Annotated in this window: 14 protein-coding genes; 7 read left to right on the top strand and 7 right to left on the bottom strand. The window is 61.8% G+C overall.

The window, feature by feature from the left end; all coding sequences use genetic code 11:
• Nucleotides 1-107: 107 nt before the first annotated feature.
• Nucleotides 108-515: a flagellar basal body-associated protein FliL gene (locus ACOZJV_RS19245; RefSeq protein WP_020295933.1), complete on the bottom strand. Its 408-nt coding sequence runs from the start codon at nucleotides 513-515 to the stop codon at nucleotides 108-110.
• A 158-nt stretch (nucleotides 516-673) separates the two neighbouring features.
• Between ACOZJV_RS19245 and ACOZJV_RS19240 the strand changes: the two genes are divergently transcribed.
• Entirely contained in the window at nucleotides 674-1,651 is a 978-nt protein-coding gene (locus tag ACOZJV_RS19240) for an NADPH:quinone oxidoreductase family protein (RefSeq protein WP_421548244.1), read from the top strand.
• A gap of 17 nt (nucleotides 1,652-1,668) precedes the next feature.
• Here the strand turns inward: ACOZJV_RS19240 and ACOZJV_RS19235 are convergent, their stop codons facing one another.
• Nucleotides 1,669-2,316: a gamma-glutamylcyclotransferase gene (locus tag ACOZJV_RS19235; protein WP_201128513.1), complete on the bottom strand. Its 648-nt coding sequence runs from the start codon at nucleotides 2,314-2,316 to the stop codon at nucleotides 1,669-1,671.
• A 305-nt stretch (nucleotides 2,317-2,621) separates the two neighbouring features.
• Between ACOZJV_RS19235 and ACOZJV_RS19230 the strand changes: the two genes are divergently transcribed.
• Complete coding sequence (locus tag ACOZJV_RS19230) at nucleotides 2,622-3,101, top strand: sn-glycerol-3-phosphate transporter (protein WP_421548243.1); 480 nt, start codon at nucleotides 2,622-2,624, stop codon at nucleotides 3,099-3,101.
• Nucleotides 3,102-3,131: 30 nt separating this feature from the next.
• Here ACOZJV_RS19230 and ACOZJV_RS19225 read toward each other — a convergent pair whose 3' ends face one another.
• The 5 genes from ACOZJV_RS19225 to ACOZJV_RS19205 all read right to left on the bottom strand — a co-directional run bounded on the left by ACOZJV_RS19225 (nucleotide 3,132) and on the right by ACOZJV_RS19205 (nucleotide 8,371).
• Nucleotides 3,132-4,100 (bottom strand): CDP-6-deoxy-delta-3,4-glucoseen reductase, encoded by a 969-nt coding sequence (locus tag ACOZJV_RS19225; protein ID WP_078470520.1) that lies wholly within the window; start codon nucleotides 4,098-4,100, stop codon nucleotides 3,132-3,134.
• A complete protein-coding gene (ubiD, locus tag ACOZJV_RS19220) occupies nucleotides 4,100-5,566 on the bottom strand; it encodes a 4-hydroxy-3-polyprenylbenzoate decarboxylase (RefSeq protein ID WP_020295938.1) in 1,467 nt (488 codons plus the stop codon). Before ubiD ends, ACOZJV_RS19225 begins: the two co-directional genes overlap by 1 nt.
• A gap of 141 nt (nucleotides 5,567-5,707) precedes the next feature.
• Nucleotides 5,708-6,967, bottom strand: a complete 1,260-nt coding sequence (gene rho / locus ACOZJV_RS19215; protein WP_020295939.1) for a transcription termination factor Rho — start codon at nucleotides 6,965-6,967, stop codon at nucleotides 5,708-5,710.
• Between the two features lie 249 nt (nucleotides 6,968-7,216).
• The gene (gene trxA / locus ACOZJV_RS19210) at nucleotides 7,217-7,546 is read right to left on the bottom strand and encodes a thioredoxin TrxA (protein ID WP_003206727.1); all 330 of its coding nucleotides are present in this window, start codon (nucleotides 7,544-7,546) and stop codon (nucleotides 7,217-7,219) included.
• A gap of 120 nt (nucleotides 7,547-7,666) precedes the next feature.
• Nucleotides 7,667-8,371, bottom strand: coding sequence for a FadR/GntR family transcriptional regulator (locus ACOZJV_RS19205; RefSeq protein WP_078470519.1), 705 nt, complete (start codon nucleotides 8,369-8,371; stop codon nucleotides 7,667-7,669).
• A 254-nt stretch (nucleotides 8,372-8,625) separates the two neighbouring features.
• On the opposite strand from ACOZJV_RS19205, the gene ACOZJV_RS19200 reads away from it, so the two are divergent.
• The 5 genes from ACOZJV_RS19200 to ppx all read left to right on the top strand — a co-directional run bounded on the left by ACOZJV_RS19200 (nucleotide 8,626) and on the right by ppx (nucleotide 13,093).
• A complete protein-coding gene (locus ACOZJV_RS19200) occupies nucleotides 8,626-9,411 on the top strand; it encodes a transporter substrate-binding domain-containing protein (RefSeq protein ID WP_020295941.1) in 786 nt (261 codons plus the stop codon).
• Nucleotides 9,412-9,432: 21 nt separating this feature from the next.
• A complete protein-coding gene (locus ACOZJV_RS19195; protein WP_020295942.1) occupies nucleotides 9,433-10,101 on the top strand; it encodes an amino acid ABC transporter permease in 669 nt (222 codons plus the stop codon).
• Nucleotides 10,098-10,748 (top strand): amino acid ABC transporter permease, encoded by a 651-nt coding sequence (locus ACOZJV_RS19190; RefSeq protein ID WP_078470518.1) that lies wholly within the window; start codon nucleotides 10,098-10,100, stop codon nucleotides 10,746-10,748. The genes ACOZJV_RS19195 and ACOZJV_RS19190 overlap by 4 nt, the downstream gene beginning before the upstream one ends.
• On the top strand, nucleotides 10,735-11,472 hold the full coding sequence (locus ACOZJV_RS19185) for an amino acid ABC transporter ATP-binding protein (protein WP_078470517.1): 738 nt from the start codon (nucleotides 10,735-10,737) through the stop codon (nucleotides 11,470-11,472). The genes ACOZJV_RS19190 and ACOZJV_RS19185 overlap by 14 nt, the downstream gene beginning before the upstream one ends.
• A 118-nt stretch (nucleotides 11,473-11,590) precedes the next feature.
• Nucleotides 11,591-13,093, top strand: a complete 1,503-nt coding sequence (gene ppx, locus ACOZJV_RS19180) for an exopolyphosphatase (RefSeq protein WP_078470516.1) — start codon at nucleotides 11,591-11,593, stop codon at nucleotides 13,091-13,093.
• The last annotated feature ends 122 nt before the right edge of the window (nucleotides 13,094-13,215 follow it).

The following is a 13,215-nucleotide window of genomic DNA, read 5'->3' as shown; positions in this document are numbered from 1 at the left end:
AAACGACACAGCGCCGGCCCGCCGATTCCTGGAGAGTCATGCCAAGGGGTCGACGTGCAGGCGCTGGAGGCAGGAGCGGCACCTCGCTCGAGATGCCGAGCCGCGGCTTACTGGATAATCAGGTTGTTGAACAGCAGGTCTTCCACCACCGGCTTGCCGGTTTCGTCGTTCATCACCTGCTGGGTCTGCTTCAGGGCTTCCTGGCGCAGTTTTTCCTTGGCTTCGACGTTGTTCATGGTCTCGGTGGTCTGCTGGGCGAACAGCGCCACCAACTGGTTGCGGATCAACGGCTCATTGGCCTTGACCGCCTTGGCCGCTTCATCGCCCGTGACCCGCAGGGCCACGTCGGCCTTGTAGACCTTGAGCTTCTGGGTGCCATCGAGGCCGTAGTTACCCACGAACGGTGGGCTCAGGCTGATGTAGCTGACTTTCGGTGCTTCGCCTTCTTTGGCTTCTTCGGCCATGGCTGCCATGGGCAGAGTCAGGGCCAGCATCAACATGATCCACGCTTTCACAGTTCGCTCCTTATCCGGTTTGCGGCCTAGCATAAAGGCCCCACTGCCTGAGCCCAAGCACAAAGCTTATGGGCGGCTATCAGGACGGGGCATGCTCGTTGACCGCGTTATTCACACACCTACACTTATCGGCCACCACTCCCAAAGGAATAGCCCTGATGAAAGCCGTGCTGTGCAAAGCCTTCGGCCCCGCCGAAACGCTGGTGCTGGAAGACGTCGCGAGTCCTGTGCCGAAGAAGAACGAAATCCTGCTTGAGGTGCACGCGGCCGGGGTCAACTTCCCGGACACCCTGATCATCGAGGGCAAATACCAGTTCAAGCCGCCCTTCCCGTTTTCGCCGGGCGGTGAGGCAGCCGGGGTGGTCAGCGCGGTCGGGGAGAAAGTCAGCCACCTCAAGGTCGGCGACCGGGTCATGGCCCTGACCGGCTGGGGCAGCTTTGCCGAGCAGGTGGCGGTGCCGGGCTACAACGTGCTGCCGATCCCGCCGAGCATGGACTTCAATACCGCCGCTGCCTTCAGCATGACCTACGGCACGTCGATGCACGCGCTCAAGCAGCGCGGCCACCTGCAACCGGGCGAGACCCTGCTGGTGCTCGGCGCCTCGGGCGGCGTGGGACTGGCGGCAGTGGAAATCGGCAAGGCCATGGGCGCCCGGGTGATTGCCGCCGCCAGCAGCGCAGAGAAACTCGCGGTGGCCAAGGCCGCCGGAGCCGATGAGCTGATCAACTACAGCGAAAGCAACCTCAAGGACGAGATCAAGCGCCTGACCGACGGCAACGGCGCCGACGTGATCTACGACCCGGTAGGCGGCGATCTGTTCGACCAGGCCGTGCGCTCCATTGCCTGGAACGGCCGCCTGCTGGTGGTGGGCTTCGCCAGCGGACGCATCCCCGAGCTGCCGGTGAATCTGGCGCTGCTCAAAGGCGCGGCGGTGGTCGGGGTGTTCTGGGGCTCATTCGCCCAGCGCCAGCCCCAGGACAACGCGGCCAACTTCCAGCAGCTGTTCGGCTGGTTCGCCGAAGGCAAGCTCAAGCCGCTGGTATCCCAGGTCTACCCCCTGGCACAGGCCGCACGGGCGATCGACGATCTGGGCCAGCGCAAGGCCGTGGGCAAGGTGGTGGTGCAGGTACGCTGAGGCGCAGCAAACCGGGCTTAATGCGCTGCGGACTTGCAGCGCTTGAGCCGCGCTTCCAGGTTGCGATCCGGCATCGCGTGGCTACGCAAGGCGTGCACGGTCTGTTCGACGTAATCACGCGTGGTGCCGTAGCGCCCGCTGGCGCTCTCAAACACCTGGCTCAGCACATGGTCCGGCAGATTGCCGGCATAGCTGGGCAGGTGCCGTTCCAACACAAAACCCAGGGCCTGGACCTGACTGCCATCTTCGAGTCGGCAATTGAGCCAGTGCGGGCGATAGGACGGATAAGGCATCTCACGCTGCCACAGCGCAAACAGCGAAGCGTCGAGCTGTTCCTGCGGCAGGCGATAAGCAAAGCCGCTGCAGGAGCCGCCGCGATCCAGGCCGAAGACCAGCCCGGGCAATTCCGGCGTGCCGCGATGCTCGTGGGACCACAGGTACAAACCCCGATGGTAGCCGTGCACTCGGCCCCGCATGCGCTCGACAGCAGAGCATTCCGGGCGCCAGATCAGCGACCCATAGGCAAACAACCACACCGGGCCACCCTTGTGGCGAGCCATGGTCGATTGCATTGAGCTGAGTAATTGTTCGTGAGTCAGCTGCGGCCCCAGATCGAGCCGCGGAGGATAAGCAGGATTCAAACAAGCAGATTCAATGGCGGTCATAACGGATGATGTTCGGCCCCGCAAGTATTACGAAATGCAATCAAGATTAACGCCCTGAAACATATCGCAATAAGAATAAAACGAAAAGTGCTTAAAGACGTATGACTCAATTACCTGGCAACAATGGCCAAACTCGGTGCCGCAGGCCACTTGCATATAGCTTAATACTACTTAGGAAATGTCTTAAATATCAGAATGAAATATGCATAAGCCTAATGTTTGACTAGGATGTGCCCTCATCTCTCTGAAGTACCGCCACTCTTGGCCGTCCCCAGGCATATACAGCACGCCTAAAGAGGCCCCTCATGAAAAAACTTCGACTCAGCGGCCTGCTATTACTGGCCCACGCCGGTGCAGCACTGGCAAGCGGCGACACTCAGGCAACAGACCAGGGTTTCTGGTACCTGCAAACCAGTGTCTTTACCAAACACTATTCCCCCGACCCGGATCACAATAACAACCAGGACTTATTGGGCCTGGAGCGCAATGAAGCGTCGGGCTGGGTATATGGCGCGGCAACTTTTCGCAACTCGTTCAGCCAGCGCTCCTATTACGCCTACGCCGGCAAACGTTATCAAAGTGCCAACTATCCGCTGTACCTGAAACTCACGGGGGGATTACTGGAGGGCTACCGCGGCAAATACCAGAACAAGATCCCGCTCAACCGCTTCGGTGTAGCGCCGGTGATTATCCCGTCGCTGGGCACTTACTACGGCCCGATGGCGGCGGAACTGGTGCTGTTGGGCGCCAACGCCGCAATGATCACCACCGGCGTGCGTTTCTAGAGCCGACGCCCTGCGCAACCTGGGCTCGACTCAGGGCCGCGGGGCATAGGCGAAGACATCGGCGCGCATCTGGTGCGCATCCATTCCCGCATTGACCAGCGCATCGAGCGTCGCATAAATCATCGCCGGCGAGCCGCTGGCGTAGACGTACACCGCGGACAGGTCAGCAATATCTTCGCAGACCGCTTCGTGCAGCATGCCGCAGCGCCCTTCCCAACCGCACAGATCACTGACGACCTGATGCAGATAGAGATTGGGCAGTTGCTGCCACTGTTCCCATTCGTCGATACGGTAGAAATCTTCAGGCCGGCGTACGCCCCAATACAGGTGTACCGGGTGCTTGAAGCCACTGGCCCGACAATGCTCGATCAGACTGTGCATCTGCGCCATGCCGGTACCGGCGGCGATCAGCACCAGCGGCCCATCGGGCAACTCGGCCAGGTGGGTATCGCCAAACGGCAGCTCCACCCGCACGACGCGGTTGCGTTGCAGCTGTTCGATCAGGCTCTGGGCACTGCTTTCGCGGACCAGCACATGCAGTTCGATATCACGCCCGGAATGGGGCGCCGAAGCCAGGGAAAAAGCCGATTTCTCGCCGTTTTCCCGCTCCAGCATCAGATATTGGCCAGCGTGGTAACGCGGCGGCTTGCCGGCGGGCGCACGCAAGCTCACCCGCCAGACATCACCGCCGACTTCCACGCACTCACTGACCTGACACGACAGACTGCGCACCGGCAGCTCTCCCAGGGCAAGCACGCCATCCCACAACACAATGCAGTCTTCCAGCGGCTCTGCAATGCAAGTGTAGAACTCGCCATGGTCACGCACATCGCCAGCTTGGCGGACGCTGCCTTCGACCAGCAAGGCGCCACACACGTGGCAATTGCCATTGCGGCAGCTTTGCGGGCACTCATAGCCCAGGCGTCGTGCCGCATCGAGAATCCGCTCGCCGGGCAGTGTCTCAAGCACGGCTCCGGAGGGCTGCAAGGTTACACGCATCAATCTATTCCTAACTGATTCCAGATGGCATCGATCCGGCGGGTCACCGCCTCATCCTTGACGATCACCCGGCCCCACTCGCGCGTGGTTTCACCGGGCCATTTATGCGTGGCATCGAGCCCCATCTTCGACCCCAGGCCGGAAACCGGCGAGGCAAAATCCAGGTAGTCGATCGGCGTGTTATCGATCATCACCGTGTCGCGCTTGGGGTCCATGCGCGTGGTAATGGCCCAGATCACGTCGTTCCAGTCGCGTGCGTTGATATCGTCGTCAGTGACAATAACGAACTTGGTGTACATGAATTGTCGTAAAAACGACCACACACCCAGCATCACGCGCTTGGCATGGCCGGGGTACTGCTTCTTCATGGTCACCACCGCCATGCGGTACGAGCAGCCTTCGGGCGGCAGGTAGAAGTCGGTGATTTCCGGGAACTGCTTCTGCAGGATCGGCACAAACACTTCATTGAGCGCCACGCCGAGAATGGCCGGCTCATCCGGCGGGCGGCCGGTGTAAGTGCTGTGGTAGATCGGCTTGATGCGATGGGTGATGCGCTCCACGGTGAACACCGGGAAGCTGTCGACCTCGTTGTAATAACCGGTGTGATCGCCGTAAGGGCCTTCATCGGCCATCTCGCCCGGGTGAATCACCCCCTCAAGGATGATTTCGGCGGTGGCCGGCACTTGCAGGTCATTGCCCCGGCACTTCACCAACTCGGTGCGGTTGCCCCGCAGCAGGCCGGCGAAGGCGTACTCGGAAAGGCTGTCCGGCACCGGGGTCACGGCGCCAAGGATGGTCGCAGGGTCCGCGCCCAGGGCCACGGCCACCGGGAATGGCTGCCCCGGGTTCTTCTCGCACCACTCGCGGTAATCCAGCGCGCCGCCACGATGGCTCAACCAACGCATGATCACTTTGTTGCGGCCGATCACCTGCTGGCGATAGATGCCCAGGTTCTGCCGGTCCTTGTTCGGGCCTTTGGTGACCGTCAGGCCCCAGGTGATCAGGGGGCCGACATCGCCCGGCCAGCAGGTCTGCACCGGCAGCATCGCCAGGTCGACGTCGTCGCCTTCGATGACCACTTCCTGGCACACCGCGTCCTTCACCACCTTGGGCGCCATGGCGATGATCTTGCGGAAGATCGGCAGCTTGGACCAGGCGTCTTTCAGACCTTTGGGCGGCTCGGGCTCCTTGAGGAAAGCCAGCAGCTTGCCGATTTCCCGCAGCTCGCTGACGGCTTCCGCGCCCATGCCCAGGGCGACACGCTCGGGCGTGCCGAACAGGTTGCCGAGCACCGGAATGTCATAACCCGTGGGGTTTTCAAACAACAGGGCCGGACCTTTAGCACGCAGGGTGCGATCGCAAACCTCGGTCATTTCCAGCACTGGGGACACCGGAACCTGGATGCGCTTGAGTTCACCGCGCTGTTCCAGGCCGCTGATAAAGTCGCGCAAGTCGCGATACTGCATGCGTGAGCCTCGTTTTGGCCGTGGCGTTCGGGGCAGGCAGTTTAGCGCCGAACCCAGCTGTTCAGAACAGCGAACTGCCCGTTGATCAATAATCAGATAGCAAAAAGCCGGGTTTCCCCGGCTTTTGCGGTCCCGCTCGACTTACTTGCGTTTCATCGACAGGAAGAACTCATCGTTGGTCTTGGTCTGTTTCAGCTTGTCGATCAAGAACTCGATGGCGGCGACTTCATCCATAGGATGCAGCAGCTTGCGCAGGATCCACATGCGCTGCAGCTCGTCGTCGGCGGTCAGCAACTCTTCGCGGCGGGTGCCGGAACGGTTGATGTTGATGGCCGGGAACACGCGCTTCTCAGCGATGCGACGGTCCAGAGGCAGCTCCATGTTGCCGGTGCCCTTGAACTCTTCGTAGATCACTTCATCCATCTTCGAGCCGGTTTCAACCAGCGCGGTAGCGATGATGGTCAGCGAGCCGCCTTCTTCGATGTTGCGCGCGGCGCCGAAGAAACGTTTCGGTTTCTCCAGGGCGTGGGCATCGACACCACCGGTGAGCACTTTGCCGGAGCTCGGGATCACGGTGTTATAGGCACGGGCCAGACGGGTGATGGAGTCCAGCAGGATCACCACGTCCTTCTTGTGCTCAACCAGGCGCTTGGCCTTCTCGATGACCATTTCGGCAACCTGCACGTGGCGGGTTGGTGGCTCGTCGAAGGTCGAGGCAACCACTTCGCCGCGCACGGTGCGCTGCATTTCGGTTACTTCTTCCGGGCGCTCGTCGATCAGCAGAACGATCAGGTGCACTTCCGGGTTGTTACGGGTGATGTTGGCTGCGATGTTCTGCAACATGATCGTCTTGCCCGCTTTTGGCGGTGCCACGATCAGACCACGCTGGCCTTTGCCGATCGGGGCGCAGAGGTCGATCACACGACCGGTCAAGTCTTCGGTGGAACCGTTGCCGGCTTCCATCTTCATGCGCACGGTCGGGAACAGCGGAGTCAGGTTTTCAAACAGAATCTTGTTCTTGGCGTTCTCGGGACGATCGTAGTTGATCGTGTCGACCTTGAGCAGCGCGAAGTAACGCTCGCCTTCCTTTGGAGGGCGGATCTTGCCAACGATGGTGTCACCGGTGCGCAAGTTGAAACGACGGATCTGGCTTGGCGAGACGTAGATATCGTCTGGGCCGGCCAGGTAGGAGGCGTCGGAAGAACGGAGGAAGCCGAAGCCGTCCTGGAGGATCTCCAGCACGCCATCACCGGAGATTTCCTCGCCGCTTTTCGCGTGCTTTTTCAGCAGGGAGAAAATCACGTCCTGCTTGCGCGAACGGGCCATATTTTCTATGCCCATCTGTTCGGCCAATTCGAGCAGTTCGGTAATCGGCTTTTGCTTGAGTTCAGTCAGATTCATATAGGAATGACGTAATCATTTATGGAGGGGGGGAAATTAAGCTTTTGGCTTAATGAGGCCGCGCCGCGGAGAAGGCGACAGGATCGCGTACTTGTTCGAAAGGAGAGCGTCGGCGACGGCTTGCAGGGGGCAGTGGAGAAACCAGTGCGGGGCCGAATGTAACACCTGAGTTTCTGAGCGTCTAGCCCTCAATCATGAAAAAGCCCCGCAATTTGCGGGGCTTTTTTTGACCGGATCTGACAACGCCGCTTAGATGTTGGCGTCGAGGAAAGCAGCCAGTTGCGACTTCGACAGAGCACCTACTTTGGTGGCTTCAACGTTGCCGTTCTTGAACAGCATCAGTGTCGGGATACCACGTACGCCGTGCTTGGCAGGGGTTTCCTGGTTCTCGTCGATGTTCAGCTTGGCAACGGTCAGCTTGCCTTTGTAGGTCTCGGCGATTTCGTCCAGAACCGGAGCGATCATTTTGCAAGGGCCGCACCATTCAGCCCAGTAGTCGACCAGTACAGCGCCTTCGGCCTTGAGTACGTCGGCCTCGAAGCTAGCGTCGCTAACGTGTTTGATAAGATCGCTGCTCATGGAAGTCTCCAGGTTGTAAGCAAAAAAACGTGGCCCATCATAGCCGCCCTTCCCGCGTTCAGGAAGCCGGAGATGATTGACTCTCGCTATGGTGAGGCATGAGTTTGGGTATAGCTCAACTCAGGACGAGCCAGGGGTCACAAAGGCGATTCCGGTGCGCAGCGCGGCACCCCGAACATGTTCCTGCATGGCCTTCTGCGCCGCGCCGGACGCGTGCCGGGCCAGGCCGCGCAGGATCTTGCGGTGCTCCTGCCAGGTTTCCATGGCTCGCTCGGGTCGGATGAACGGTAGTTTCTGGCTCTCCAGAAACACCTCGGCACTGGCACTGAGGATGCTCAGCATCGCCTGGTTGCCGCTGGCCAGGAGGATCTTCTGGTGAAACTCGAAGTCCAGCCGCGCCGCCGCTTCGAAGTCCCCGGCCCGCAGCTCGCGGCGCATGGCCTCGACGTTATCTTCCAGGGCATCCAGCTCGTCGGCGGTCAGGGTCACGGCCGCAAGGCCGGCGGCAAACCCCTCCAGCGCATAGCGCAGCTGGAAGATATCCACCGGCGAGGCCTGGGCCGCGAACGGCCAGCTCAGGCCTGCGGCATTCGCCAACGGCTCCGGCGCCTGGACGAACACCCCCTTGCCCGGCTGCACGCTGATCACCCCCAGTGCACTCAGGGACGACAGCGCCTCACGTAATGAGGCCCGGCTGACGCCCAATTGCAGTGCCAGGTCCCTTTGCGAGGGCAAGGCATCGCCCGGGCCGAAGCCCTGTTCGGTAATCAATTGACGAATGGCTTGCAACGCCACTTCGGGCACGGCGCGGGAGATCGAGTTCATAGATTTCAGCTGGGTCGGGCCACGAAAGCGGTAGTTGTAAAGCTATTCGCCGAGCCCGGCAAGTCGTGCCCCAAGCGGGTTCGGGCGTTTGGGCCGACGCTCGATAAGGGTGCGAAAACCGGCACAACTGTTCAGACCAGTAAGACCGACCAAGCCCAGTAAAACCCGGCCCTGCAAGGCTTTTGCCGTGATCTGGCATGGGCTGTGCTGTGTCGCAACCCAGAAATCACTCGCCGCCGCTCCGGAGAATTGCCATGACCCAGCGTTTCAGCGCCCTGCTCTGCGCCCTGTTTGCCAGCCTGATGCTGAGCCAGGCCCCCGCCCACGCCAATGGCCTGGACGATGTCGTCGCCCGCGGCACGCTCAAGGTCGCCGTGCCCCAGGACTTCCCGCCCTTCGGCTCGGTGGGCCCGGACATGAAACCCCGCGGCCTGGATATCGACACCGCCAAGCTGCTGGCCGAGCAACTCAAGGTCAAACTTGAACTGACCCCGGTCAACAGCACCAACCGCATCCCGTTCCTCACCACCGGCAAGGTCGACCTGGTGATCTCCAGCCTCGGCAAGAACCCCGAGCGCGAGAAGGTCATCGACTTCTCCCGCGCCTACGCTCCCTTCTACCTCGCCGTGTTCGGCCCGCCGGATGCCGCCATCAGCAGCCTCGACGACCTGAAGGGCAAGACCATCAGCGTCACCCGTGGCGCCATCGAAGACATCGAACTGACCGCAGTGGCACCCCAGGGCGTGACCATCAAGCGCTTCGAGGACAACAACTCGACCATCGCCGCCTACCTCGCCGGGCAAGTCGACCTGATCGCCAGCGGCAACGTGGTAATGGTGGCCATCAGCGAACGCAACCCGAAACGCATCCCGGCCATGAAGGTCAAGCTCAAGGACTCTCCGGTCTATGTCGGCGTGAACAAGAACCAGCCGGAGCTGCTGGACAAAGTCAACCAGATCCTGGCCACCGCCAAGAGCGACGGCAGCCTGGAAAAGAACGCACAGCTGTGGCTCAAACAGCCACTGCCGGCTGATCTCTGATCGCACCGACGGAGGTTAGCCATGGCCTATCAGTTCGACTTTCTACCGGTGCTGGAAAACACCGGCCTGCTGTTGCGTGGCGCCCTGTTCACCCTTGAGCTGACCGCCATCGGCACCCTGCTCGGGGTCAGCCTGGGGATCGTCGGCGCGTTGGTGCGGGCCTGGAAGATCCAGCCCTTCTCGGCGATCTTCGGCGTCTACGTCGAGCTGATCCGCAACACGCCGTTCCTGGTGCAGTTGTTCTTTATCTTCTTCGGCCTGCCGTCCCTGGGGCTGCAGATTTCCGAATGGCAGGCCGCCGTGCTGGCGATGGTGATCAACCTGGGCGCCTATTCCACCGAGATCATCCGCGCCGGCATCCAGGCCATCCCCAAGGGGCAGCTGGAGGCGGCCGCGGCCCTAGCCATGAGCCGCATGGAAGCCTTCCGCCACGTGGTGCTGCTACCGGCCCTGGGCAAGGTGTGGCCGGCCCTGAGCAGCCAGATCATCATCGTCATGCTCGGCTCGGCGGTGTGCTCGCAGATCGCTACGGAGGAGCTGAGCTTTGCCGCCAACTTTATCCAGTCGCGCAACTTCCGCGCCTTCGAGACCTACGCCCTGACCACCCTGGTCTACCTGTGCATGGCCTTGCTGATCCGTCAATTGCTGAACTGGGTCGGCCGGCGCTATATCGCGAGGAGCAGCCAATGAGCGACTTCACCTTCTGGGACATCCTGCGCAACCTGCTGGGCGGCCTGCAATGGACCCTGGCCCTGTCCCTGGTGGCCTTTATCGGTGGCGGCCTGATCGGCTTGCTGATCATGACCCTGCGCATTTCCGCCAAGGCCTTCCCACGGGGCTTCGCCCGCCTCTATATCGAGCTGTTCCAGGGCACGCCGCTGTTGATGCAACTGTTCCTGGTGTTCTTCGGCATTGCCCTGCTCGGGATCGACATCTCCGCCTGGCTGGCGGCGGCGATCGCCCTGACCCTGTTCACCAGCGCCTACTTGGCGGAGATCTGGCGCGGCTGCGTCGAGTCGATCCCCCATGGCCAGTGGGAGGCGTCATCGAGCCTGGCCCTGAGCCCGCTGGAGCAATTGCGCCATGTGATCCTGCCGCAAGCCCTGCGCATTGCCGTGGCGCCCACCGTGGGCTTCTCGGTGCAGGTGGTCAAAGGCACGGCGGTGACCTCGATCATCGGCTTCACCGAACTGACCAAGACCGGCGGCATGCTCGCCAACGCCACCTTCGAACCCTTCATGGTCTACGGCCTGGTAGCGCTCGGATATTTCCTGCTCTGCTACCCCCTGTCCCTCAGCGCGCGCTACCTGGAAAGGAGACTGCATGCCTCTGCTTAGAATTTCCGCCCTGCATAAATATTACGGCGACCACCATGTGCTCAAAGGCATCGACCTGAGCATCGAAGAGGGCCAGGTGGTGGCGATCATCGGCCGCAGCGGCTCGGGCAAAAGCACGCTGCTGCGCACCCTCAACGGCCTGGAATCGATCAACGACGGGGTCATCGAGGTCGATGGCGAATACCTCGATGCGGCGCGAGCCGACCTGCGCAGCCTGCGACAGAAGGTCGGCATGGTGTTCCAGCAGTTCAACCTGTTCCCGCACCTGAGCGTCGGCGAGAACGTGATGCTCGCGCCCCAGGTGGTGCAGAAAGTGCCCAAGGCCAAGGCCGCCGAGCTGGCACGGCAGATGCTGGAACGGGTCGGCCTGGCGGAGAAGTTCGACGCCTTTCCCGACCGCCTGTCCGGCGGCCAGCAGCAGCGGGTGGCGATCGCCCGGGCCCTGGCGATGTCGCCCAAGGTGCTGCTGTGCGACGAGATCACCTCGGCGCTGGACCCGGAGCTGGTCAACGAAGTGCTCAGCGTGGTGCGCCAGCTGGCGAGGGATGGCATGACCCTGATCATGGTCACCCATGAAATGCGCTTCGCCCGCGAGGTGGGGGACAAATTGGTGTTCATGCATCAGGGCAAAGTGCATGAAGTGGGCGACCCCAAAGTGCTGTTCGCCAACCCGCAAACCCAGGAGCTGGCCAACTTCATCGGCAACCAGGAGGCCGTAGGCTGAGCCTCTGGCCGCCAGCGCCCGCTTTTATGCGCTGAATCAACGCATTAAACACTGCGCGTTGGCGGCAGCGGTTGATCGTGGCAGGATGTTCAGGTTATCGACCGAGATCCCCCCAACCATGCCGCAATCCCAAGCCAAGAATCTGTCCCTGATCGCCGCCATCGACCTGGGCTCCAACAGCTTTCACATGGTCGTGGCCAAGGCCCAGAACGGTGAAATTCGCATTCTCGAGCGGCTCGGTGAAAAGGTTCAACTGGCCGCCGGGATCAACGACGAGCGCCAGCTCAACGAAGAGTCCATGCAGCGCGGGCTCGATTGCCTGAAGCGCTTTGCCCAACTGATCAATGGCATGCCCCTGGGTGCCGTGCGTATCGTCGGCACCAACGCCCTGCGCGAAGCGCGCAACCGTGGCGAATTCATCCGCCGCGCCGAAGAAATCCTCGGCCACCCGGTTGAAGTCATTTCCGGCCGTGAAGAAGCTCGCCTGATTTACCTCGGTGTGTCCCACACCCTCGCCGACACCCCGGGCAAGCGCCTGGTGGCCGACATCGGCGGCGGCAGTACCGAATTCATCATCGGCCAGCGTTTCGAGCCACTGCTGCGCGAAAGCCTGCAGATGGGCTGCGTCAGCTTTACCCAGCGTTATTTCAAGGACGGCAAGATCACCCCGGCGCGCTATGCCCAGGCCTACACCGCGGCACGCCTGGAAATCATGAGCATCGAACACGCCCTGCACCGCCTGACCTGGGATGAAGCCATCGGCTCCTCGGGCACTATCCGCGCCATCGGCCTGGCGCTGAAGGCCGGCGGGCATGGCACCGGCGAGGTCAACGCCGAAGGTCTGGCGTGGCTCAAGCGCAAGCTGTTCAAGCTGGGCGATGCGGAAAAAATCGACTTCGAAGGAATCAAGCCCGATCGCCGGACTATTTTCCCGGCAGGCCTGGCGATTCTCGAAGCCATCTTCGATGCCCTCGAACTGCAACGCATGGACCACTGTGAAGGCGCGCTGCGTGAAGGCGTGCTCTACGACCTGCTGGGCCGTCATCATCACGAAGACGTGCGCGAACGCACCCTCAGCTCGCTGATGGAGCGCTACCACGTCGACCTGGAACAAGCTGCCCGGGTCGAGCGCAAGGCGCTGCATGCCTTCGACCAGGTGGCCGAGGACTGGGACCTGGAAGACGGCGTGTGGCGCGAGCTGCTGGGCTGGGCGGCCAAGGTGCATGAAGTGGGGCTGGACATCGCCCACTATCACTACCACAAGCACGGCGCCTACCTGATCGAGCACTCGGACCTTGCCGGCTTCTCCCGCGAAGACCAGCAAATGCTCGCGCTACTGGTGCGTGGCCACCGGCGCAATATTCCCAAGGACAAGTTCGCCGAGTTCGGCGATGAAGGCACCAAGCTGATTCGCCTGTGCGTGTTGCTGCGCTTTGCGATTCTGTTCCATCACATCCGCGGCACCCAGGAAATGCCCCAGGTCAAACTGCACGCCGCGGGCGACAGCCTGGATGTGGTGTTCCCGGAAAACTGGCTGGATGAAAACCAGCTGACTCAAGCCGACTTCGCCCTGGAAGCGGAGTGGCTGACCCGGGTCGGCATCAGCCTCAACGTGCATTGAGGCCCGGCGGGGGGGGGGGGGGGGGGCGCCGGGGGGGGGGGGGGGGAAAACTGAAACCACCACAAAAATGAGTTAGCCCCGGCCGGCGGCGAGACGGCGGGGGGGGGCCGGGCGGGTGAGGG

It is taken from the genome of Pseudomonas sp. QD4 (genome assembly GCF_049199125.1).
GTDB lineage: Bacteria > Pseudomonadota > Gammaproteobacteria > Pseudomonadales > Pseudomonadaceae > Aquipseudomonas.
The sequence above is the reverse complement of the archived record's forward strand: the minus strand, read 5'-3'. Positions and strand labels throughout refer to the sequence as shown.

What these genes read in the sequence shown, in the direction of transcription:
- ACOZJV_RS19195 (WP_020295942.1), top strand. Translation starts at nt 9,433, where the DNA reads ATGGCCTATCAGTTCGACTTTCTACCGGTGCTGGAAAACACCGGCCTG.
- ACOZJV_RS19225 (WP_078470520.1), bottom strand. Translation starts at nt 4,100, where the DNA reads ATGCGTGTAACCTTGCAGCCCTCCGGAGCCGTGCTTGAGACACTGCCC.
- ACOZJV_RS19200 (WP_020295941.1), top strand. Translation starts at nt 8,626, where the DNA reads ATGACCCAGCGTTTCAGCGCCCTGCTCTGCGCCCTGTTTGCCAGCCTG.
- trxA (WP_003206727.1), bottom strand. Translation starts at nt 7,546, where the DNA reads ATGAGCAGCGATCTTATCAAACACGTTAGCGACGCTAGCTTCGAGGCC.
- ACOZJV_RS19230 (WP_421548243.1), top strand. Translation starts at nt 2,622, where the DNA reads ATGAAAAAACTTCGACTCAGCGGCCTGCTATTACTGGCCCACGCCGGT.
- rho (WP_020295939.1), bottom strand. Translation starts at nt 6,967, where the DNA reads ATGAATCTGACTGAACTCAAGCAAAAGCCGATTACCGAACTGCTCGAA.
- ACOZJV_RS19205 (WP_078470519.1), bottom strand. Translation starts at nt 8,371, where the DNA reads ATGAACTCGATCTCCCGCGCCGTGCCCGAAGTGGCGTTGCAAGCCATT.
- ubiD (WP_020295938.1), bottom strand. Translation starts at nt 5,566, where the DNA reads ATGCAGTATCGCGACTTGCGCGACTTTATCAGCGGCCTGGAACAGCGC.
- ACOZJV_RS19240 (WP_421548244.1), top strand. Translation starts at nt 674, where the DNA reads ATGAAAGCCGTGCTGTGCAAAGCCTTCGGCCCCGCCGAAACGCTGGTG.
- ACOZJV_RS19185 (WP_078470517.1), top strand. Translation starts at nt 10,735, where the DNA reads ATGCCTCTGCTTAGAATTTCCGCCCTGCATAAATATTACGGCGACCAC.
- ACOZJV_RS19235 (WP_201128513.1), bottom strand. Translation starts at nt 2,316, where the DNA reads ATGACCGCCATTGAATCTGCTTGTTTGAATCCTGCTTATCCTCCGCGG.
- ppx (WP_078470516.1), top strand. Translation starts at nt 11,591, where the DNA reads ATGCCGCAATCCCAAGCCAAGAATCTGTCCCTGATCGCCGCCATCGAC.
- ACOZJV_RS19190 (WP_078470518.1), top strand. Translation starts at nt 10,098, where the DNA reads ATGAGCGACTTCACCTTCTGGGACATCCTGCGCAACCTGCTGGGCGGC.